Origin of the sequence: Mesorhizobium sp. M0938 (assembly GCF_040319125.1) — a bacterium.
Classification (GTDB): domain Bacteria; phylum Pseudomonadota; class Alphaproteobacteria; order Rhizobiales; family Rhizobiaceae; genus Mesorhizobium; species Mesorhizobium robiniae.
Genome location: NZ_JAMYNS010000011.1, coordinates 110,367 through 129,405 on the forward strand (window position 1 = coordinate 110,367; position 19,039 = coordinate 129,405).

At 62.5% G+C, this 19,039-nt stretch carries 21 protein-coding genes and 1 pseudogene; 13 read left to right on the forward strand and 9 right to left on the reverse strand.

Going from position 1 to position 19,039, the window contains the following annotated elements:
- Nucleotides 1-179: 179 nt before the first annotated feature.
- Genes lptB through lptC form a run of 3 tightly spaced genes read right to left on the reverse strand, consistent with a single transcriptional unit; the run spans nucleotide 180 to nucleotide 2,318 of the window.
- Complete coding sequence (gene lptB, locus NKH73_RS20415) at nucleotides 180-998, reverse strand: LPS export ABC transporter ATP-binding protein (RefSeq protein WP_352935409.1); 819 nt, start codon at nucleotides 996-998, stop codon at nucleotides 180-182.
- Complete coding sequence (locus tag NKH73_RS20420) at nucleotides 998-1,618, reverse strand: LptA/OstA family protein (RefSeq protein WP_352935412.1); 621 nt, start codon at nucleotides 1,616-1,618, stop codon at nucleotides 998-1,000. The genes lptB and NKH73_RS20420 overlap by 1 nt, the downstream gene beginning before the upstream one ends.
- Nucleotides 1,605-2,318 carry an LPS export ABC transporter periplasmic protein LptC gene (lptC, locus tag NKH73_RS20425; RefSeq protein ID WP_352935415.1) on the reverse strand — a complete coding sequence of 238 codons (714 nt, stop codon included), beginning with the start codon at nucleotides 2,316-2,318 and terminating at the stop codon, nucleotides 1,605-1,607. The genes NKH73_RS20420 and lptC overlap by 14 nt, the downstream gene beginning before the upstream one ends.
- 317 nt (nucleotides 2,319-2,635) lie before the next feature.
- On the opposite strand from lptC, the gene sppA reads away from it, so the two are divergent.
- The 11 genes from sppA to olsB all read left to right on the forward strand — a co-directional run bounded on the left by sppA (nucleotide 2,636) and on the right by olsB (nucleotide 13,013).
- Nucleotides 2,636-3,589 carry a signal peptide peptidase SppA gene (sppA, locus tag NKH73_RS20430; RefSeq protein WP_352935417.1) on the forward strand — a complete coding sequence of 318 codons (954 nt, stop codon included), beginning with the start codon at nucleotides 2,636-2,638 and terminating at the stop codon, nucleotides 3,587-3,589.
- A 68-nt stretch (nucleotides 3,590-3,657) separates the two neighbouring features.
- Nucleotides 3,658-3,942, forward strand: a complete 285-nt coding sequence (locus NKH73_RS20435; RefSeq protein ID WP_006200394.1) for an integration host factor subunit beta — start codon at nucleotides 3,658-3,660, stop codon at nucleotides 3,940-3,942.
- A gap of 80 nt (nucleotides 3,943-4,022) precedes the next feature.
- The gene (locus NKH73_RS20440; RefSeq protein ID WP_126104883.1) at nucleotides 4,023-4,355 is read left to right on the forward strand and encodes a lipopolysaccharide assembly protein LapA domain-containing protein; all 333 of its coding nucleotides are present in this window, start codon (nucleotides 4,023-4,025) and stop codon (nucleotides 4,353-4,355) included.
- Between the two features lie 34 nt (nucleotides 4,356-4,389).
- The gene (gene lhpI / locus NKH73_RS20445) at nucleotides 4,390-5,355 is read left to right on the forward strand and encodes a bifunctional Delta(1)-pyrroline-2-carboxylate/Delta(1)-piperideine-2-carboxylate reductase (protein ID WP_352935420.1); all 966 of its coding nucleotides are present in this window, start codon (nucleotides 4,390-4,392) and stop codon (nucleotides 5,353-5,355) included.
- A gap of 197 nt (nucleotides 5,356-5,552) precedes the next feature.
- Nucleotides 5,553-6,035 (forward strand): DUF1772 domain-containing protein, encoded by a 483-nt coding sequence (locus NKH73_RS20450; protein ID WP_352935422.1) that lies wholly within the window; start codon nucleotides 5,553-5,555, stop codon nucleotides 6,033-6,035.
- Between the two features lie 88 nt (nucleotides 6,036-6,123).
- Complete coding sequence (locus NKH73_RS20455; RefSeq protein ID WP_352935424.1) at nucleotides 6,124-7,152, forward strand: RsmD family RNA methyltransferase; 1,029 nt, start codon at nucleotides 6,124-6,126, stop codon at nucleotides 7,150-7,152.
- A complete protein-coding gene (locus tag NKH73_RS20460; protein WP_352935427.1) occupies nucleotides 7,153-8,010 on the forward strand; it encodes a TrmH family RNA methyltransferase in 858 nt (285 codons plus the stop codon). It begins immediately after the preceding gene.
- 8 nt (nucleotides 8,011-8,018) lie between these two features.
- A complete protein-coding gene (lspA, locus tag NKH73_RS20465) occupies nucleotides 8,019-8,519 on the forward strand; it encodes a signal peptidase II (RefSeq protein ID WP_352935724.1) in 501 nt (166 codons plus the stop codon).
- Nucleotides 8,520-8,571: 52 nt separating this feature from the next.
- On the forward strand, nucleotides 8,572-9,561 hold the full coding sequence (acuI, locus tag NKH73_RS20470) for an acrylyl-CoA reductase (NADPH) (protein ID WP_352935429.1): 990 nt from the start codon (nucleotides 8,572-8,574) through the stop codon (nucleotides 9,559-9,561).
- 109 nt (nucleotides 9,562-9,670) lie between these two features.
- Nucleotides 9,671-11,959: a hybrid sensor histidine kinase/response regulator gene (locus NKH73_RS20475; protein WP_352935431.1), complete on the forward strand. Its 2,289-nt coding sequence runs from the start codon at nucleotides 9,671-9,673 to the stop codon at nucleotides 11,957-11,959.
- A gap of 178 nt (nucleotides 11,960-12,137) precedes the next feature.
- Complete coding sequence (gene olsB / locus NKH73_RS20480) at nucleotides 12,138-13,013, forward strand: l-ornithine N(alpha)-acyltransferase (protein WP_352935727.1); 876 nt, start codon at nucleotides 12,138-12,140, stop codon at nucleotides 13,011-13,013.
- A 95-nt stretch (nucleotides 13,014-13,108) separates the two neighbouring features.
- On the opposite strand, the gene grpE is transcribed toward olsB, so the two are convergent.
- The gene (gene grpE, locus NKH73_RS20485; protein ID WP_352935434.1) at nucleotides 13,109-13,744 is read right to left on the reverse strand and encodes a nucleotide exchange factor GrpE; all 636 of its coding nucleotides are present in this window, start codon (nucleotides 13,742-13,744) and stop codon (nucleotides 13,109-13,111) included.
- 239 nt (nucleotides 13,745-13,983) lie between these two features.
- Here grpE and NKH73_RS20490 point away from each other — a divergent pair, with 239 nt between their 5' ends.
- Together NKH73_RS20490 and NKH73_RS20495 are read left to right on the forward strand one after the other, a co-directional pair.
- Nucleotides 13,984-14,223, forward strand: a complete 240-nt coding sequence (locus NKH73_RS20490) for a hypothetical protein (protein WP_352935436.1) — start codon at nucleotides 13,984-13,986, stop codon at nucleotides 14,221-14,223.
- 146 nt (nucleotides 14,224-14,369) lie between these two features.
- The gene (locus NKH73_RS20495; RefSeq protein WP_352935438.1) at nucleotides 14,370-15,392 is read left to right on the forward strand and encodes a fatty acid desaturase; all 1,023 of its coding nucleotides are present in this window, start codon (nucleotides 14,370-14,372) and stop codon (nucleotides 15,390-15,392) included.
- An 82-nt stretch (nucleotides 15,393-15,474) separates the two neighbouring features.
- Here NKH73_RS20495 and NKH73_RS20500 read toward each other — a convergent pair whose 3' ends face one another.
- The 5 genes and pseudogenes from NKH73_RS20500 to NKH73_RS20520 all read right to left on the reverse strand — a co-directional run bounded on the left by NKH73_RS20500 (nucleotide 15,475) and on the right by NKH73_RS20520 (nucleotide 18,953).
- Nucleotides 15,475-15,642, reverse strand: a complete 168-nt coding sequence (locus NKH73_RS20500; RefSeq protein ID WP_352935441.1) for a hypothetical protein — start codon at nucleotides 15,640-15,642, stop codon at nucleotides 15,475-15,477.
- Nucleotides 15,643-16,040: 398 nt separating this feature from the next.
- Nucleotides 16,041-17,330 carry an MFS transporter gene (locus tag NKH73_RS20505; RefSeq protein WP_352935443.1) on the reverse strand — a complete coding sequence of 430 codons (1,290 nt, stop codon included), beginning with the start codon at nucleotides 17,328-17,330 and terminating at the stop codon, nucleotides 16,041-16,043.
- A 39-nt stretch (nucleotides 17,331-17,369) separates the two neighbouring features.
- Complete coding sequence (locus NKH73_RS20510; RefSeq protein WP_352935446.1) at nucleotides 17,370-17,798, reverse strand: VOC family protein; 429 nt, start codon at nucleotides 17,796-17,798, stop codon at nucleotides 17,370-17,372.
- A 340-nt stretch (nucleotides 17,799-18,138) separates the two neighbouring features.
- Nucleotides 18,139-18,399: pseudogene (locus NKH73_RS20515) on the reverse strand (SLOG family protein); the annotation flags it as partial.
- A gap of 23 nt (nucleotides 18,400-18,422) precedes the next feature.
- Entirely contained in the window at nucleotides 18,423-18,953 is a 531-nt protein-coding gene (locus tag NKH73_RS20520) for a DUF934 domain-containing protein (protein ID WP_352935447.1), read from the reverse strand.
- Nucleotides 18,954-19,039 lie beyond the last annotated feature (86 nt).

Consider the following 19,039-nt stretch of genomic DNA (forward strand, 5'->3'; position numbering starts at 1 on the left):
AAACGCCCTGTCTACGCATCCGGATTGCCCGGAAGGAGTTGGGCATAGAAACTGGCCCGGCTTTTGCTTGTCAAGGCGATGGCGATCAAAACTCGCCTGTCGGCGCGTTATTCGGATGAGAAATCGGAGAAAAGAGCCTGTCTCGCGTCAAAAACCCGTTCAGATAGAAATATTCACGCTCAGAGCGTAAAGCCCTCACCGAGATAAAGCCGCCGCACATCAGGGTTTGCGACCACTTCGTCGGCCCGGCCATGGGTCAGCACCTGGCCGGCATGGATGATGTAGGCGCGGTCGATCAGGCCAAGCGTCTCACGCACATTGTGATCGGTGATGAGCACGCCGATGCCCCGCGCCGTCAGATGGCGCACGAGTTGCTGGATATCGGCGACGGCGATCGGATCGATGCCGGCGAAAGGTTCGTCGAGCAGCATGTAGGCGGGGCGGGTCGCCAATGCGCGCGCGATTTCCAGGCGCCGCCGCTCGCCGCCAGAAAGCGACATTGATGGAGCCTTGCGCAGATGGCTGATGTGAAACTCCTCGAGCAGTTCGTCGAGACTGCGTTCGCGCTCCTTGCGGCTCTTTTCGACCACTTCGAGCACGGCCCGGATGTTTTGCTCGACGGTTAGGCCGCGAAAGATGGATGCTTCCTGCGGAAGGTAGCCGACGCCGAGGCGGGCGCGGCGATACATGGGCATCGAGGTGACATCGAAGCCATCGATTTCGATTGTGCCTTCGTCGACCGGCACCAGGCCGGTAACCATGTAGAAGCAGGTCGTCTTGCCGGCGCCGTTGGGACCGAGCAGCCCGACCGCCTCGCCAGCGCGCACGCCGATCGTCACGCCGCTGACGACTTTGCGGCCCTTGTAGCTCTTGGTCAGGCCCTTCGCGATCAAGGTCCCCTTGAACTTCGCCGTATCGGCGGTGACCGTGGCCGGTGCCGCAAGTTTGCTGTCGGCGCGCCCTGAAAGACGCGCCATCAGCGATGTTACCTCGACCATCAGGGATTCGCTGCTCCCGACTTCGGCGGCGTGATCGACATCATGACGCGGCCCCCGCAGGCATCGACCTGGGCCAGGCCGCTCTTCATCTGCACGGTCAGCTTGCAGCCGACCAGCACATTGTCGCCTTGCGAAAGCACGACCTTGCCGCCCGAAAGTACCAGCACCTCCGTCTTCATATCGAAAGTGCCGCGGTCGCCCGTGGCGACCTGGTCGTCCGATTTGATGTAGACCTTGTTGTCGACTTCCAGGCGGTCGATGTTGGCCGAGCCGGTCATCGCGGCACCGGCGGCCTCCACGCCCTTTGCGGCAGCGCCGGCATCCTTGGCGTAATAAACGGTCATCTTGCCGGCCTTGAGCACGGTCGGGCCCTGGACGACGCTCACATTGCCTGTGAACACCGCGACGCTGTCCGCCTGGCGGACCTCGAGCTTGTCGCTTTCGATCTGGATCGGCTTGTCGCCGGACAGTTTGAGGCCCGACAGCTGGCTGGTGGCCTTGGACTGCGCCAGAGCCGGCGGCATTCCCAAGCCCAGCCCCAGAGCCATCCCCAAGGCCAGTCCAAGGGCCGGCAACGCCGAAGCCGCGGTCACGAGCCGTGTCGAACTACTGAACCGCATTGGATGCTCCGCCTATTGCCTCTGCCGCCTTCAAACTGGCGGGATCGATGTTGACACGCACTTTGTTCTCGAAAACCACGATCTTGCCGTTGTCCTGGATCGACATCGAATCCGCGGTGATCCGCGACCCGGCGCGGCTGACGTCGACCGGGTCATTCGTCTTCATAGTGCCTTCGCCCATGTCGAGAAAGACCGATTTGAATTTTGCCTCCAAGCCATCGGTGGTGGTTATGGTGACATCGCTGGTCAAGCTCATCGTGTTGCCATCGCGATTGTAGGTGCCGTGCGAGGCATTGACGGCCGCCACATTGTCGGCCGAGAGCGGCAGCTTGGCGTCGATGCCCTCCAGGTCGATGATGCCTTGCTTGCTCACGTCCTGTATGGCGCGCAAGGCGGTCATGGAATACGGCAGTTTCTGCTTGGTGAACCCGTTGAGCTTGGGGTTGGCCATCACCAGCTTGCCATCAGAGAAGGCGCTGCCGTCTGCCTGGATTTGGATCGAGACAGGCGCCGCGAGATACGAATAAACCGGGAAGGCGACCGCGATCGCGGCAGCGACCAGCGGCACCGCCAGCTTCAAGATACGCACGCGGCGCGAATGGCGCTGGGCAATGCCGAAGGCGTCGACCCGCGCCGGGCCTACGTCCGGGGGGGCCAACTCCGTCTCGGTGTTGGTCGGTTCGATCGGTCGCGCTAACATAACTGCTTTCTTTTTAACCCCTGCCGCCAAGCACCCTATAGGTGGGATGCCGGCACCCTCAAGCAAGCACAAGCGGAGGAAAACCGCAAAAGTGTGACGGTTGCTGTTGCACAAACGAATGAGCCCGGCACAACTTGCATGTCATATCAGATACAAGCGGACAGCGTTAGAGCCTGTGGACTGGTCTTGATGCCTCCTTGAAAGGCCGGCTCGGGACTCAGGAAACTCTGTCTCGGTCGCATGCTCGTCAGGAATCGGTAGCCGGACGCGGATGGTTGCTTTAAAAGCATCTGCTCCCACCGACTATGAGGCTGACCATGGCACTGAGAGCCGACGACCTGATCGACCGCCGCCGCTTGCGCCGCAAGCTGACATTCTGGCGCGTCGCAGCGCTCGTTGTCGCAGCGGCTGGGCTGATCGCCCTTTCGACCTGGATTTACGGTGGCGAATTCACCGGCGCGGCGGTCGACCATATCGCCAAGGTCAAGATCGAGGGCACTATCACCGAAGACGAGGACCTGATCAAACGGCTGGATGCCATCCGTCAATCGTCAAGGGTGAAAGCTGTGATCCTGTCGATCGATTCGCCGGGCGGCACCACCGTCGGAGGCGAATCGATCTATGAGGAGGTGCGCAAGCTGGCCGCCGAAAAGCCGGTGGTGGCCCAGGTCGGCACACTGGCCGCATCGGCGGGCTATATGATCGCCACCGCGGCCGATCATATCGTCGCGCGCCAATCCTCGATCGTCGGTTCGATCGGCGTCCTGATCCAGTATCCTGACGTCAGCGGCCTTATGGACAAGCTCGGCATCAAGCTCGAGGAAGTGAAATCCTCGCCGTTGAAAGCCTCGCCATCGCCTTTCAAGCCGACCAATGACGACGAACGCACCATGGTCCGCAAGCTCATCCTGGACAGCTACGACTGGTTCGTCGGCATCGTCGCCGAACGCCGCAACATGACCAAGCCGGAGGCACTGGCGCTGGCCGACGGATCGATCTTCACCGGCCGGCAGGCTGTTGCCAACAAATTGATCGACGCGGTCGGCGGCGAAACCGAAGCGATCGACTGGCTTGCAACCAAGGGCGTCGACGCCAAGCTCAAGGTGGTGGAGTGGAAGGATACGGACGGCGGCGGCTTCCTGTTCTCGAAGGCGATGGCGCGAACCATCGGCAGTGCGCTCGGCCTTCCCGACTATGGCGGCGACATTATTCACGAACTTGGCGCCAACCGCTTGTTTCTTGACGGTCTCGTTTCCGTCTGGCACCCTTGAGACGAGTGAAAAAGCAAATAAAATCATCCTCATAATTTGACCGCACTGTTTTCACGGGGAGCCTTCTCATGATCAAATCCGAACTTGTGCAGATCATCGCCACACGCAACCCGCACCTTTTCCTGCGCGACGTCGAAAACATTGTCGGCGCGATTTTTGACGAGATCACCGACGCGCTTGCCGAAGGCAACCGGGTCGAGCTGCGCGGTTTCGGTGCTTTCTCGGTGAAAAACCGCCCCGCCCGCACCGGTCGCAATCCGCGCACCGGCGAATCCGTCGAGGTCGAGGAGAAATGGGTGCCGTTCTTCAAGACCGGCAAGGAATTGCGTGAAAGGCTGAACGGCGGCAAATAAGTGCCGCGCAGGCTCATCCGCCGTGCCGGCCTTTCGGCAGAGCCCGGCCTTCGGTAGAGCCGCCTTCGACAGGAAATTCCATGTTCAATCGCTTCATGCTCATCGTGGTCTTCGTGCCGCTGGCTGTCATCCTGATTGCGTTGGCCGTCGCCAACCGCGATCCGGTCGCCTTCACCCTGGACCCGTTCAATCCCGGCAATCCGGCACTGACGATGACGCTGCCGCTTTTCATCTTCCTGTTCCTGGCTCTCGCCATCGGCATGGTCGTCGGCAGCCTGGCGACCTGGGTCAAGCAGGGCCGCTATCGCAAGCTGGCGCGCCAGCGCGGCGTCGAGGCCGAGAACCTGCGCCAGGCGGTCAGCCGCGCACCGGCTGCGCCACAAGGCCCGGCCTTGCCGAAGCCGACGAGCTGAACGCTGACAGCGCTTTCCCGCCGCGGAGCTTCTCATGCTGACCATTTCGGCCGCCGAGGTTGATCACGCACTGACCTTTCCCGGACTGGTCGAGACGCTGCGCGCGGCCTTTCGCGATGGTGCGGTACAACCGGTCAGACATCACCACACGGTCGAACGGCCCGATGGCGCGGCGTCGACCCTGCTGTTGATGCCGGCCTGGACCGACTTCAATGCGGCCGGCACGTCGGCGGGCGGCCATATCGGCGTCAAGGTCGTCACGGTGTCGCCCGACAACAACGCCGCAGGCAAACCCGCGGTGATGGGGCTCTACCTCCTGCTCGATGGCGCCACCGGCGAGCCCGAGGCCATGATCGACGGCCAGCGGCTGACGCAGTGGCGTACGGCCTGCGCCTCTGCGCTGGCCACCTCCTATCTGGCCCGCGAGGACGCTTCACGGCTGCTGGTGGTCGGCGCCGGCGCGCTGTCGCCATTCCTCGCCAAGGCGCATTCGGCGGTGCGGCCGATCACCACGATCCGCATCTGGAACCGCACGCCGGCCAATGCCGAAAAGGTTGCGGCGAAATTGCGCGCCGAGGGTTTTGCCGCCACCGCCGCGAGCGATCTCGACGCCGAACTCGGCTTGGCCGACATCGTTTCGTCGGCGACAATCACGACCACGCCGCTGATCAAGGGCGCGCTGTTGAAGCCGGGAACCCATGTCGATCTGGTCGGCGGCTTCACGCCTGATATGCGCGAAAGCGACGACGATGCGATTGCGCGCGCCCGCGTCTATGTCGATACCCGGGCAGGCGCCACCAAGGAGGCGGGCGACATCGTCCAGCCGCTGGCTTCGGGCGTGCTGAAGGCTCAAGCCATCGTCGCCGACCTGCATGAATTGGCGCGCGATGAGAAGAAAGGTCGGCAGAGCCCCGGTGAGATTACCCTATTCAAGTCGGTCGGTGCGGCCCTCGAAGACCTCGCCGCCGGCATTGCAGTGTACAAGGCGCTTCAGCAGTAGGGCAGTAGGGCAGTAGGGCAGTAGGGCAGTAGGGCAGTAGGGCAGTAGGGCAGTAGGGAGCCATACCAACCCTGTACGGCTTCGTGCTAGTCATGGTTTCACTATTCACTTACTACTGCCTTACTGCCTTACTCCCCTACTCCCCTACTACCATCCGGACGGGAACATCTCCCGCATCACGCCGTTGTTCGGACGTTATGGAGATACGCGGGTTCCTGCTGTTCTGGTCGATCCTGGCCGCCGTCGTCGCCGCGCTCAGCCTTGGACCATCCTTCGCCCATGTCCTGGAATCGGTTCCTCGGCTGAAGTGGCCGCCTTCTCTTTGGCGCGAGGCGACCGTCTTCAACGCCCAATTCCAGCTGTTTGCCGTCATTGGCGCGCCGCTTGATGTGGCAGCGATCGGTTGTCCGGGGCTCCTTGCATGGATGCTGCGCAATGACCGCCCGGCGTTCTGGTTCGCATTGGCCGCTGCCGTGCTCTTTGCGGCGGCTCTTGCGATGTGGTCAGCTCTGGTCAAGCCTGCGAACGATGTTTTGGCCACCTGGGTGCCGGGACCGATCCCGGAAAATTTCGAGGCGATCCGGCTGCGCTGGGAAACCGGCCATATGATCGTCGCCGGCTTCAAGGCCGTTGGTTTTGTATTGCTGGTTGTCGCCCTGCTTTGCATCAAGCGCGGCTGACCGTTCGGAATCGCCAGCGACCGCGTTTGTTGCGCCGGTGAATGTGCTGTGGCAGAAGCGGGCCAAGTCGCCCCGGAGACGCTCCTCTTTGAAACCTTTTCGCGACAAACGCCGCGACAGCCGCCCGCATCAGTTCGCAAAGGGCGGAGCGGAACCGCGCGCAACCGGCACAGCATCGGAGCCTAAGGCCGTGCCGCGCGTTCTTTCCCGCCGCGACGGCGCCCTGCCCGCCGAACGTCTTCCGGTAATTCTCGAAGTGTCGCCCAACGCCGACTACGCGCTGCTCGACAGCGGCGCCGGGCAAAAGCTCGAGCAGTACGGGCCCTATCGCATCGTTCGGCCCGAAGGCCAGGCGATCTGGCAAAAGGCGTTGCCGGCCAAAGATTGGGATCGCGCCGACGCCATTTTCACCGGCGATACCGACGAGGAAGGCATCGGCCGCTGGCGTTTCCCGAGGACGCCGCTCGGCGAGACCTGGCCGATGAAGCATGAGGGCATCGATTATCTCGGCCGCTTCACCTCGTTTCGCCATGTCGGCGTCTTCCCCGAGCAGGCCTCGCACTGGGACCACATGGCCGGGCTGATCTCGGCAGCGAAGCGGCCGGTCAAGGTGCTGAATCTGTTCGGCTATACCGGCCTTGCATCGCTGGTGGCCGCCCGTGCCGGCGCCGAGGTGACCCATGTCGATGCGTCCAAGAAGGCGATCGGCTGGGCCAGGGAGAACCAGGAGATGGCAGGGCTCGGCAGCAAGCCGATCCGCTGGATCGTCGACGACGCCATGAAATTCGCCGAGCGCGAGGAGCGCCGCGGCAGCCGCTACGACATTATCCTGTTCGATCCGCCGGCCTATGGCCGCGGCCCAAAGGGCGAGGTCTGGCAATTGTTCGAGGACCTGCCTGATCTGACCGACCTCTGCCGCTCGATCCTGACGCCGAAGCCGCTTGCTGTTGTGCTGACGGCCTATTCGATCCGCGCTTCCTTCTTCGCCATCCATGCCTTGATGCGCGACACCTTCGCAGGCAAGGGCGGCACGGTCGAATCCGGCGAACTGATCATCCGCGAGAAATCCGCTGGCCGGGCGTTGTCCACGTCGCTGTTCTCGCGCTGGGTGGCCTGAATGAGTGAGCGGCACGCAGGCGCCCCAGGGCAAGTGAAGGAAGTCACTAGTCTCGCCAATCCGTTGATCAAGGACATCAAGGCACTGGCGCTGAAGAAATTCCGCGACCAGCAGAACGCCTTCATGGCCGAGGGGCTGAAGCTGGTCATCGACGCGCTCGACCTCGGCTGGTCGATCCGGACGCTGGTCTTTGCCAAGGCTGGGCGCGGCAATGCGGCGGTCGAAAAAGTCGCGGCGCGCACCGTCGCCGCCGGCGGCACCGTGCTCGAAGTTTCGGAGAAAGTGCTCGTCGCCATCACCCGCCGCGACAACCCGCAAATGGTGGTCGGCGTCTTCTCACAGAAGATCCTGCCGCTGAAAGACATCCGCGCTCACGACGGCGACGTCTGGGTGGCGCTCGATCGTGTGCGCGACCCCGGCAATCTCGGAACCGTCATCCGCACCGTCGATGCCGTCGGCGCCAAGGGCGTCATCCTGGTCGGCGACACCACCGATCCTTTTTCCGTCGAGACCGTGCGCGCCACCATGGGCTCGATCTTCGCCGTGCCGGTCGCCAAGGCGACGCCGGAAACCTTTCTTGCCTGGCGAAAAAGCTTTCCCGGTCTCGTCGCCGGCACGCACCTGAAGGGCGCGGTCGACTACCGTTCGGTCGACTTTTCCAAAGGCCCGGTGCTGCTGATGATGGGCAACGAACAGCAGGGCCTGCCAGACAGCCTTGCCGAAAGCTGCGACAGGTTACTGCGGATTCCACAAGCCGGGCGGGCCGATTCGCTTAATCTCGCGGTGGCCACCGGCATTATGCTGTTTGAGATCCGGCGCAGCGCGCTGAAACTTGCCCCGGAGGACGCCAAACCGTGACATCCCAAATGGTGAAATCCCAAACGGCAAAATCATGGTTCCCCTACGTCCTGCTGGTCGCCGCCGCGGTAGCGCTCGACCAGTGGGTCAAATACCTGGTCGAGACCGGCCTCGCCTTTCAGGAAAAGGTCGATCTTGTGCCGTTCCTGGCATTGTATCGCACCTACAATACCGGCATTGCCTTCTCGATGTTTTCGTCCTTCGGCGACACCGGCCTGGTGGTCATCGCCACTTTCGTCGTCGCTTTCGTGCTCTATCTCGCGGCCCGCACTCCGCCCGGCCACGTGCTGACCCGCATCGGCTTTGCGCTGATCGTCGGCGGCGCGCTCGGCAATCTGTTCGATCGCGCTACCTATGGTCACGTGATCGACTACATCCTGTTCCACACCCCGGTATGGTCCTTCGCCATCTTCAACCTCGCCGACGCCTTCATCGCGATCGGCGCGGTGCTGGTCGTCTTCGACGAACTCATCGGTTGGCGGCGGGAGCCCGAGCCCTCCGGCGATTGACCTGGCCTTCCGCCGCCATACAGTGCCCATTCGAAAAGCCCGAGGAGAAGACATGCCGGAAACCTTCAAAGCCATCCTCGTTTCGCGCGACGCCGAGAAGAAACAGTCGGTCGCCATGACCGACCTCACCGAAGCCGACCTGATGGAAGGCGATGTCACCGTCGCCGTCGAGGCAACGACGGTGAACTACAAGGACGGCCTCGCCATATCAGGCAAGGCCCCGGTGATCCGCCGCTGGCCGCTGGTGCCGGGCATCGATTTCGCCGGCACCGTCATCTCGTCTTCCCATGTCGACTGGCGCAAGGGGGACAAGGTCATATTGAACGGCTGGGGCGTCGGCGAGACGCATTTTGGCGCCTATGCCGAGCGCGCCCGTATCAAGGGCGACTGGCTGGTGCCGCTGCCCCAGGGGATGAGCCCGCATGATGCCATGGCGATCGGCACCGCCGGCTACACCGCCATGCTTTGCGTCATGGCTTTGGAACGGCACGGCATCGTGCCCGATCGCGGCCCGGTGGTGGTGACGGGCGCGGCCGGCGGGGTCGGCTCGGTCGCGGTCTCGATCCTGTCCAGCCTCGGCTATCACGTCATCGCCTCGACCGGCCGCAGCGCTGAAAGCCCCTATCTGATCGACCTCGGTGCGGCGGAAGTGATTTCGCGCGACGAGCTTGCGCAGCCGGCAAAGCCGCTTGCCAAGGAACGCTGGGCCGGCGGCGTCGATGCGGTCGGCAGTCACACGCTGGCCAACGTCCTTTCGATGACCTCCTATGGCGGCGCCGTCGCCGCCTGCGGCCTGGCCGGCGGCATGGATCTGCCGGCGAGCGTCGCCCCGTTCATCCTGCGCGGCGTTTGTCTGCTCGGCATCGATTCGGTGATGGCGCCAAAAGCGGTCCGCATGGAGGCGTGGCGCCGCATCGGCACGGACCTGGACCTCCAGAAGCTCGCCAGCCTGTCCACGACCATTGGCTTTGACGGCATCATCGACGCCGCGCACGACATCGTCGACGGCAAGATCCGTGGCCGCGTGGTGGTGGACATGTGAGTTCTGTTGTCTGCAGTTTTTGCACGAAAGGACATCAAAACCGCGCGACTGCTAAAATTCGAACGAACTGCCGCAATTTTCCATAATCTCTGTCTGCCAAGGAATCCGCATGGTCACGGAATCCGGCATCAGGCAAACGGAGAGCGCTGAAAGCGTTGACGGGATTCGCCCCGAGGCGCCAAGGCGCCAGCATATCGCAGCGCCGCCACTGGCGCCCGAACTGCCCGCCGCCAATCGTGATGGCCTGCCGTTCCTGACGCTCGTCGCCATCGTCGTGCTGGCAGGCCTGTCGCATCTGACCGGAGCGCCGATCTTCATCACCGTCGGCCTTTTGGCGACTGGCATGGCCGGCCTTGTCGTGCATTTGAATGCCAGGCGCACGGAGCGCCGCGCGGTTGCCCTCCTTGGCGAGACCGCAGCTCGCAGCCACGCCGAGGTCGAGACCCTGGCCGACCGCATGTGGGAGATGCAGGAGAGCGAGGAGCGCTTTCGCGGGCTGATCGACGCCCTTGGCGATCTCATCGTCCACCGCGATCGTGACGGCCACATCGTCTATGCCAACAAGGTTTTTGCCGATCTTGTCGGCAGCGACCAGCGCGATCTTGCCGGCAGGACCCTGGCCGAACTCGGCATCGACGTTGGCATCGTTCCGGATGCCGCATTCTCCGACCATGAATGCCTGAGCTCAACCGATGTCGCCATTAGCACGCCGAACGGGCCGCGCTGGTTCTCATGGATCGAACTGTCCGTGCGTGACAAGGAGAGCGGCGCCGCCTCGCATCGCGCCATCGCCCGCGACATCACCGCCCGCAAGCACGCCGAATCGTCGCTGATCACCGCCCGTGAGCGAGCCGAATACGCAAGCCAGGCCAAATCGCGCTTCCTCGCCACCGTCAGTCACGAGATCCGCACGCCGATGAACGGCATCATGGGCATGGCCAGACTGCTGGCGGACACCAACCTCTCGCCTGAACAACGGACCTATGTCGGCGCCGTGTCGACATCGGCCAGCGCGCTGCTGGCGCTGATCGAGGATCTGCTCGACTATTCCAAGATCGAGGCCGGCCGCTTCGATCCCGAACCGCAGCCAATGTCGGTGCGCGAGATCGCCGACAACATCATCGAGCTCTTGGCGGCGCGCGCCTTCGCCAAAAACATCGGCATTGGCTGCCATGTCGAGCCCGACGTGCCGCAGATGATATCAGCCGATCCGGGAAGGGTCAGGCAGGTTCTGCTCAACCTGATCGGCAACGCCATCAAGTTCACCGACAGCGGCGGCGTTTTGCTGAACGTCGCTCGCGCCCGCACCGAAACCACCGACCGCATATGCTTCGGTGTCGCCGACACCGGCCCCGGCCTGAGCGAGGACGACCTGGAACGCATTTTCGAGGAATTCGAACAGGTCGATGGCTCGTCGACCCGCGCGCATGGCGGCGCTGGTCTTGGTCTTGCCATCTCCAAACGTCTGGTGATCGCCATGGGCGGCACGATTTCGGTGTCGAGCCGGCTCGGCCACGGTTCCGAATTCGTCTTCGAAATCCCTGCAACATCGGCCACCGAAGCACCGCAGAACCGCCGGAATGCCCTGTCGGGCCGGCGCGCCGTGATCCTGTCGAAAAACGCCATCGAGGCCGACGCCATCGCCCGCACCATCCGCGCCAATGGCGGCATGGTCGATCTGGCCGCGACCGCCGCCCAGGCAGAACCCTTCGCCCAAGGCTGTGACGTGCTTCTGATCGACGCGGCCATGGAAGAGAGCGACGGCAGGCTGCTCAAGCGCCTTCGCCAGAGCGGCTTTGCCGACTGCGAAGCGATCACGCTGATCGCACCGACCGACCGCGGGATGCTGGGCGAATTCCGCGCCAGCGGCTATACCACCTTCCTGGCAAGGCCGGTGCGTGGCGAGACGTTGCTGCGCGTGCTTTTGAGCAGTAGCGTACCCACCCTCGCCCAGCCACAGCCGGAAAAGCGCGACGCGCCATCCGTCCGTGCCATTGGCAGCCGCCAGCAGGGCCTGTCCGTGCTGATCGCCGAGGACAACGACATCAACGCCATGCTGGCCCGTGCCACGCTGCTGAAGGCCGGGCATCGCGTGAAGGTGGTCGCCAACGGCAAGGCCGCCGTCGAGGCCGTCACCGGCAGCGGCCACAAGCACCGCTTCGACGTGGTGCTGATGGACCTGCACATGCCTGTGATGGACGGGCTGGACGCTATCGCCGCCATCCGCCGGCACGAGGAGGAAACCGCCGTGCCGCCGGTTCCCATCATGGTGCTGTCGGCGGACAGTCAGGAAAAGACCCGCCATGCCGTGCTTGCCCATGGCGCCAGCGGCTTCGTCACCAAGCCGCTCGATCCCGACGCGCTTGTCCATGCGGTCGAAGGCCAGGTTGCTGCGTGATCCGGTGGGCTGCCCTTCTAAGCTTTCCCGGCGTAACATAGCCGGTTGAAGGATTACCCAGCCGACGAAGTATTGCCGGCAACGCCGTATCACGGTACTGTCACAATCCTGTTGCACCTACACCGTATCCCCGTGCCAAGAGGGATGGCTCGAAGGAGAATCACTCGTGCATACAGTTATGCCGGAATGTGACACTCGGCCGAACGCCAGCAGCGCATTGCTCGTTGGGCGGAACGTCGATGCCGTCATAAAAGGCGAAGCGCTCGGCCGCATCGGCAACCTCGAAGTGCGGCTCGCCCGCAACGAGGCCGAGGTCGCCGCCGCGCAGGAAGTGCGCTACCGGGTTTTCTATGACGAGCTTGGCGCCAGGAAGAACCTGTTCCAGGTGCAGGACCGCCGCGACGCCGACCATTTCGATCCGCTTTGTGATCATTTGCTCGTCTTCGACACATCTCTGTCCGGTCCCGAGCACCGCCGCATTGTCGGCACTTACCGCCTGCTCCGGCAGGAAATCGCAACCGCCGCCGGTGGCTTCTATTCCGAGGGCGAATTCGAGCTGACCAAGCTCATCGCCCGCCATCCCGGCCAGCGTTTCCTCGAGCTCGGCCGCTCCTGCGTCCTGCCGGAATACCGCTCGAAGCGCACCATCGAGGCGCTCTGGCAAGGGATTTGGGCCTATATCAACCATTACGGCATCGGCGTGATGACCGGGTGCGCCTCGTTCCCGGGCACCGTGCCAGCGGCGCACGCCGAGGCGCTGACCTATCTCGCCCATCACTGCCGAACGAACTCGGCCTGGGATGTGCGCGCGGTCGCCGGGCGCTACTGTTCCATGGATTTGATGCCGATCGAGGCGGTCAATGCCAAGGCCGCGATCGCGGCGATGCCGCCGCTGGTCAAGGGCTATCTGCGCGTCGGAGCGCGCATCGGCGACGGCTGCGTCATCGACCGCGAATTCTCCACCGTCGATGTGTTCGTCGTGATGCCGGTCAAGGAGATCGGTGCCCGTTACGTCAACTACTATGGCGGGGAAGCCCAGCGTTTCGCCGCGTGAATGGTGAATAGTGAATGGCCGGTAGCACGAAGCCGTTTGCTGCTGGACACTACTTTTGCCAACTACTCACTACTAACCATTCACCATTCACCAATTCACGCATCCTTCTCAGCTTGCTCATTCACCGGCCCTGGCTCGACCGGAGCTTCGCTCGCCGTAAGCTTGGGGCCGCCTTTGGCAACGCCGACCATAGCCGGCCGCAGCACCCGCTCGCCGATCGAATAGCCCGGCTGCACGACCTGGACCACCGTGTTGGCCGGTACTTCCGGATTGGGCACCTCGAACATCGCTTGGTGGAAATTCGGGTCGAATTTCTCGCCTTCCGGTTCGAGCTTTTTCACTCCGTGCCGCTCCAGCGCCGATAGCATGGCGCGCTCGGTGAGCTCGACGCCCTCGATCAGCGCCTTGAAACCGGCATCGCCCGACGCCTTGGCTTCAGCCGGGATCGCATCCAGCGCGCGGCGCAGATTGTCCGATACCGACAGCATGTCACGGGCGAAATTGGCAACCGCATAGGCACGCGCATCGTGCACGTCGCGGGCGGTACGACGGCGCAGATTCTCCATTTCGGCTGCGACGCGGAGCGCGCGGTCCTTCAACTCGTCGTTTTCCTTCAGCAGCCGCACAAGCGCCTCATAGTCGCCGTCGACGCTGCCTTCCGTGTGTTCGGTGGCGGCTTCGGTCGTTTCGGCTTCATCGGGCGCGCGTTCGTCTTTTGCCTGGTCGCTCATCGCCATTTCCCGTCATTTCGAATGGTGTGGATTTTGTGCCCGATATCGAGGTTTGGCGGCCAAAAATCAAGGGGCAAGCGATACGGAGGAGGAGGACTCGCGCTTTGACGGCGCATCATGAAGACCTTTCGATATTAATTCAAATTTTACTTTAATCGCCGGCTTTGCTTGCCAAGATGCTGCGATGGGGGAACCATTCGTCTGCCGGAAGAGTTTCGAAGCCGACACAGGATTTTGAAATGACAACCCGCAACAACGGCGACCGTAACAAAAATGGCGCCGCCCGCAACAATGACGAAAGACGTGAAAGGCTCGCGGCCGGCATCAGGCGCCAGTTCGGCGCCGAGGCAACGAAGCGCTTTCTGCGCGCGCTGCCGGCGTTCCGGACGCAGAACGACATTCCCGATCGTTTCAAGGAATTGCTCGATCGCCTCGAAGGCATCGAAAGCAGCATAGCCGCCCGTGGCCGCAGGCGGTAGACCAACACACTCGCCTGTCGTTGCGTGCCACCGGAACCCAAGCATGACTTTCCACTTTGCGGCTAGCGCGTCGCGCGACAATTACGCGCAGTAACTTGGCGTGATCATTGCCTTGCGGCGACGGAGCGGTCCGTCTATGCTTCCTGATGAACATGATTTCCCCCGAAGCTGTGGCGAACAGCAAACGTGCCTGGTTGAAGATCCTGGCGCGCTACAAAACACCCGACAGGCGGCGCAGCGCCGTCGAACTTGCCATCACCCTCATCCCCTTTGCCACGCTGTGGGCGCTGTCCTCGGCTGCCTATGCCCATGGCCATTGGTGGGGGCTGATCCTCATCCTTCCGGCCGCCGGCTTTCTGGTGCGGATCTTCATGATCCAGCATGATTGCGGCCACGGCTCCTTCTTCGCCAACCGCACGGCCGACGACTGGATAGGCCGCGGGCTGGGCATCCTGACCTTGACCCCCTACGATTGCTGGCGGCGTGCCCACGCAACCCATCACGCCAGCGCCGGCAATCTCGATGAGCGCGGCACGGGCGACATCAGGACGTTGACTGTTGCCGAATATCGGCAAATGTCCTGGCGTGGCCGCCTTGCCTATCGTCTCTACCGTCATCCGCTCGTCATGTTCGGCCTCGGCCCGATTTGGCTTTTCATCTTTGAGCAGAGACTGCCGGTCGGCATGATGCGAGGTGGACTCACGCCCTGGGTGTCGTCGATGGCCACCAACGTGGCCATCGCGGTCGTCGCCGCCGGCCTCATCTGGTCCGTCGGCCTCGAAGCGTTCCTGGTTGTCCATTTACCCATCGTCGTCCTCGCCGGTTCCGCCGGCATCTGGCTGTTCTACGTCCAGCACCAGTTCGAAGAGACCGAGTGGGCAAAGGACTCCGAGTGGGAGTTCCAGCATGCGGCCCTGCACGGCTCGTCCTATTACGACCTGCCGCCGGTGCTGAACTGGTTCACCGGCAATATCGGCGTCCATCACGTGCATCACCTCTCCGCCAAGGTGCCGTGCTACCGGCTGCAGGAGGTCCTGAGGGACTATCCGGAACTGCGCGAAATCGGCCGTGTCACGCTTCTCGACAGCCTGCGCTGCGTCAAGCTCGCATTGTGGGACGAGAGCCGCAGCAAGCTGGTGTCATTTCGCGAAGCGCGGATGACTGCGTAAAACGCACCGCCGCACCTAAGTGCGGCGGTTTTCCAAGGCTTGGCTTAAGCCGCCTTGCGTTCGTCGCGCATCAGGGCCCCGGTTATGGGGCGAAGGGGTCGATCTCTTGGACGATCGCCGCCATGTCACCGTCGTATTCGCTGGCGAGCGTCACCGAGAGCGTGCCGTCTCCAGCCTGGAAGATGATGATGGCGGCCATGAGGGTGGTGGCGAGGCTGAAGGCGAAGGCGTGTGCGTCGTTGAGGGACATCGATCCGGCTCCTGTTCCGAGCGGAGGACCATCCCCCGCTGACAGTCGCCCGAAGTGTCGGACTGAACGCTGCAATCACCGCGCAGGCGCAGCCGAAGCGGCGGCATGCTCGCATAGCCGACCCTTTACGGGTTGATGGCGTCAGGCGATCAGTCTGACCAAGGATCAGCGCTATGAAGCGGTCGGGTATCTCGCAATCAAGAGATGACGGGCGATATCTGATCGCGCCACGGCCACTAGCAATGGCAGGTGGCGCCCTCATATCGGTCCATGCGCAACAACTGGCGGTTTCCCGAGTGCGGACACTCCATCAGATTCTGCGATGGCGCTAAGCACGCCCGGCTCCCGTTCAACACTATCAGGATTGGCTTACCATCCACTTAGCAAGGCGTTGATACCTAAACATCAGTTTTGCTGCCGACCTCCCATTCTGGCCAGGGAAGCATGAAGAAGGCGACCATGGCCAGCAGGCACGCCGCGGCGATGAACGCGAAGACAGCAGCGAATTGATTGACGCTAAACGTGCTCGCGGTGGACGCCACCCATCCAGTTGCGCCCTGCATGATGGCAACGCCGAGGAATACAGCTGTGTTCAGAATTCCGAATGCCCGGCCGACGACCTGAGGTTCATATGCACTCTTAGTGTCTGCGAACTGCAAGATCGTGAAGCCGGTGAGCGCCCCAAGCGCAACGCACATCGTAGCATCGACGATCCAGTTGGCGGAGATTGCAAGGATAAGGAAGATCCCGGCGGAAGCGGCCATGCTCGCGCAGATCAGGTATCGCCGTGAGCGTCCTTTCGCCCGCACCAGACCGAATAGCGGTGGGCCAACCAAGGTCGCGACCGACGAGGCGAGAAGCACATTCCCGACGTCCGTCAGTGTGAAGCCGTGTCGCTCTATGAACAAGGGTGTCGCCCACAGGCCCCTCAGCGCGATGTAGGACGAGTAGCCAACGAGCGCGAGCGCAACGATGCCCTTGGTCTGCCGTTCTTTCAGGATCGCAAGCGTCTCTCGAATTGCGCCTGCGATGTCGCCTGAGTTCTTGCCGTGATCATCCCGAACGAGGACGAGGATGCAGACCAAGTTTGCCGCCGCAACGACGCCCGTCACCACAAAAGCGCTGCGCCAGCCCCAATGTTCGACTACCCATGCCAGCGGCGTGCCAGTGGCCAGTAACCCAAGGCCGCTGAAGCTGAGAACCAAGCCCGATACTCGGGCAAAACTCTTTTCAGAAAAATGTTTGCTTACAAAGAACAGCGATCCGACAAAGGCTGGTGCGCAGCCGATGCCAATGAGCAACTGCCCCAGCATCAAAACCGGGAAGCCTGTTGCAATGAACGACAGGAGCGCTCCCGCTACTGCAAGGAGGAAAGCCGAACCAACGGTCTTTCTCACGCCGTAAAGGTCGAGCGCTAGGCCCATCGGAATCTGGGCGAGGGCAAAGGACAGATGGAAGGCGCCGGCGTAGATGCCGAGTTCTTCGGTCGAGAGCCCGAATTCACGTTGCAGTCCGGGGGCGACGATCGCGGCGATAGTACGAAACACCTGACTCATCGCGGCCACGCCAACAAGCGTCGCGAGCATGACTCCGGCCGCACCGGCCTTGTCTGCGTTGAATACTTTCAGCCTACCGCCCTCCTTCCGGCCAAGCCGCAATGCGATCGATAATCTGGTATCCCGTTGCACCTAGGGGCAAATCTCCCATGCGAACGCGGCCTCGTCTGCCTACGCTGTCCGTGACTCGAGCATCTCGACGTAGTGCGGATTGTACATGATACCCAATACGTTGCCGAACGGATCGACCACCGAGGCGGTGACGAAGTTGCTCTCGCGCTTGGTGATCGGATCGTACTCCGTGGCGCCCATGGCCTTGAGCCGAGCGAACGCCGCCTCGATGTGGTCGACGTGCCACAGCAGTATGGCGCCGCCCGGACCGGGCTGCATCGCTGCTGGTGCGTAGCGGCGTTCGATGATGCCGAACTCGTCCTCGTCGTCGCCGATTCGGAACTCGACATAGGCGGGGTTTTCCGCATCGGGCCGCTGGAAGTACGCTTCGACGCCGTACAGCTCCGCGTACCAGTCGCGCGCCGCGGCCACGTCGTCGGCCCAGAAGTTCACCGTCGCCATGCCACGCAAAAAGTGCTTGTTGCTCATTGTCGTAACCCTTTCCTTGATTGCGATCAGACGGCCAAATGATGCGCGATAGTGTAAAGCCCGTATTTCAAAAACCCGCAGACGGCTACGAGCCCCATGGGCGCCTCGATCCGGCCGGTTTCGACCGCTATGTAAGATTTCAACGCCAATTATCCGCCAAACTGAGCCAGGCCAGACATTAACAGCATTCGGTCCTGATCTCTGACTTCGGCAAAACGATTGGGGATATGTTTCGTCGCGCACAGTCTCTACGTCGTTCGCGACCAATAGGGCTGAATGTCAGTTCCCTGCATTAGGTTCCCAGTCCGCCGGTATGAGACGCCGAAGATGCAAGCGTCGCTTAAGCACCGCCGAATTTCCAGACCGGGATGCCGAGCTTCTTCGCCTTGTCGGCGAGGTTGTCGTTGATGCCTGTGTCGGGGAAGTGCATCACGCCCTTGGGCATGATTTCCAGCATCGCGTCGTTACGCTTGAAGGGTGCGGAACAGCCGTTCTTCGTCCAGTCGGGCGCAAAGCCGATCTGCGGCACGTTGCGGTTCGTTGCCCAGAGTGAGGCGATCTTCTCGGCGCCTTTCGGCGATTTGCCGTGCATCAGCACCACTCGCCGTGGCGCGGCGCAGGCGATCAGTCGGCGCGCACGCGCCGCCAGGAATATTTGGGACCTTTGGCCTCAGGCTTCTCGGTCGGCTGATAGTACAGCGGCAGGCCGCCGGTACGGCCTGCCTCGAGCCGTTTCAAAAGCACCGGATGCGACACCTCGAACTCATCGAAGCCGAGGCGCAGCATATGCGGTAGCTGGTCGACCAGAACCTGCCCGGTGGCGCGGACCGCGCCTTCGAAATGGTAGCGGCTGCGCAGCAATTCTCCCTTGGAGAAGGAACGGCCATCACTGAAAGCCGGGAAAGCCAACGCCACCAATGATATCTGGTCGAGCAGGTCTGCGATTTTTTCGAGTTGGTCGCCGGGCTGCAGCAGCACGCCGAGGCGTTCCTTAGCCGACCGGCGCACCGCCGGGCCGAGGTCGAGGAACGCCTGCAGCGGCAGGATGAAACGGCCATTGCCGGACAGTGCATCGGCACTCTCAGCATGGGTCCACTCGTCTTCGCGGAAGCCTTGCGGGGTCCAGAGGCGGGTCTCCGGTGTCGGTTCAGTCATCAAAAATTCCTATAGCCCAGAAGAATTCTGGGGTGTGTCGAGATTCGGGTCCGCCGAGCCGACATAAAGTACGTCAGCACTGGAAG

What these genes read in the sequence shown, in the direction of transcription:
- lptB (WP_352935409.1), bottom strand. Translation starts at nt 998, where the DNA reads ATGGTCGAGGTAACATCGCTGATGGCGCGTCTTTCAGGGCGCGCCGAC.
- NKH73_RS20420 (WP_352935412.1), bottom strand. Translation starts at nt 1,618, where the DNA reads ATGCGGTTCAGTAGTTCGACACGGCTCGTGACCGCGGCTTCGGCGTTG.
- lptC (WP_352935415.1), bottom strand. Translation starts at nt 2,318, where the DNA reads ATGTTAGCGCGACCGATCGAACCGACCAACACCGAGACGGAGTTGGCC.
- sppA (WP_352935417.1), top strand. Translation starts at nt 2,636, where the DNA reads ATGGCACTGAGAGCCGACGACCTGATCGACCGCCGCCGCTTGCGCCGC.
- NKH73_RS20435 (WP_006200394.1), top strand. Translation starts at nt 3,658, where the DNA reads ATGATCAAATCCGAACTTGTGCAGATCATCGCCACACGCAACCCGCAC.
- NKH73_RS20440 (WP_126104883.1), top strand. Translation starts at nt 4,023, where the DNA reads ATGTTCAATCGCTTCATGCTCATCGTGGTCTTCGTGCCGCTGGCTGTC.
- lhpI (WP_352935420.1), top strand. Translation starts at nt 4,390, where the DNA reads ATGCTGACCATTTCGGCCGCCGAGGTTGATCACGCACTGACCTTTCCC.
- NKH73_RS20450 (WP_352935422.1), top strand. Translation starts at nt 5,553, where the DNA reads ATGGAGATACGCGGGTTCCTGCTGTTCTGGTCGATCCTGGCCGCCGTC.
- NKH73_RS20460 (WP_352935427.1), top strand. Translation starts at nt 7,153, where the DNA reads ATGAGTGAGCGGCACGCAGGCGCCCCAGGGCAAGTGAAGGAAGTCACT.
- lspA (WP_352935724.1), top strand. Translation starts at nt 8,019, where the DNA reads ATGGTGAAATCCCAAACGGCAAAATCATGGTTCCCCTACGTCCTGCTG.
- acuI (WP_352935429.1), top strand. Translation starts at nt 8,572, where the DNA reads ATGCCGGAAACCTTCAAAGCCATCCTCGTTTCGCGCGACGCCGAGAAG.
- NKH73_RS20475 (WP_352935431.1), top strand. Translation starts at nt 9,671, where the DNA reads ATGGTCACGGAATCCGGCATCAGGCAAACGGAGAGCGCTGAAAGCGTT.
- olsB (WP_352935727.1), top strand. Translation starts at nt 12,138, where the DNA reads ATGCCGGAATGTGACACTCGGCCGAACGCCAGCAGCGCATTGCTCGTT.
- grpE (WP_352935434.1), bottom strand. Translation starts at nt 13,744, where the DNA reads ATGAGCGACCAGGCAAAAGACGAACGCGCGCCCGATGAAGCCGAAACG.
- NKH73_RS20490 (WP_352935436.1), top strand. Translation starts at nt 13,984, where the DNA reads ATGACAACCCGCAACAACGGCGACCGTAACAAAAATGGCGCCGCCCGC.
- NKH73_RS20495 (WP_352935438.1), top strand. Translation starts at nt 14,370, where the DNA reads ATGAACATGATTTCCCCCGAAGCTGTGGCGAACAGCAAACGTGCCTGG.
- NKH73_RS20500 (WP_352935441.1), bottom strand. Translation starts at nt 15,642, where the DNA reads ATGTCCCTCAACGACGCACACGCCTTCGCCTTCAGCCTCGCCACCACC.
- NKH73_RS20510 (WP_352935446.1), bottom strand. Translation starts at nt 17,798, where the DNA reads ATGAGCAACAAGCACTTTTTGCGTGGCATGGCGACGGTGAACTTCTGG.
- NKH73_RS20520 (WP_352935447.1), bottom strand. Translation starts at nt 18,953, where the DNA reads ATGACTGAACCGACACCGGAGACCCGCCTCTGGACCCCGCAAGGCTTC.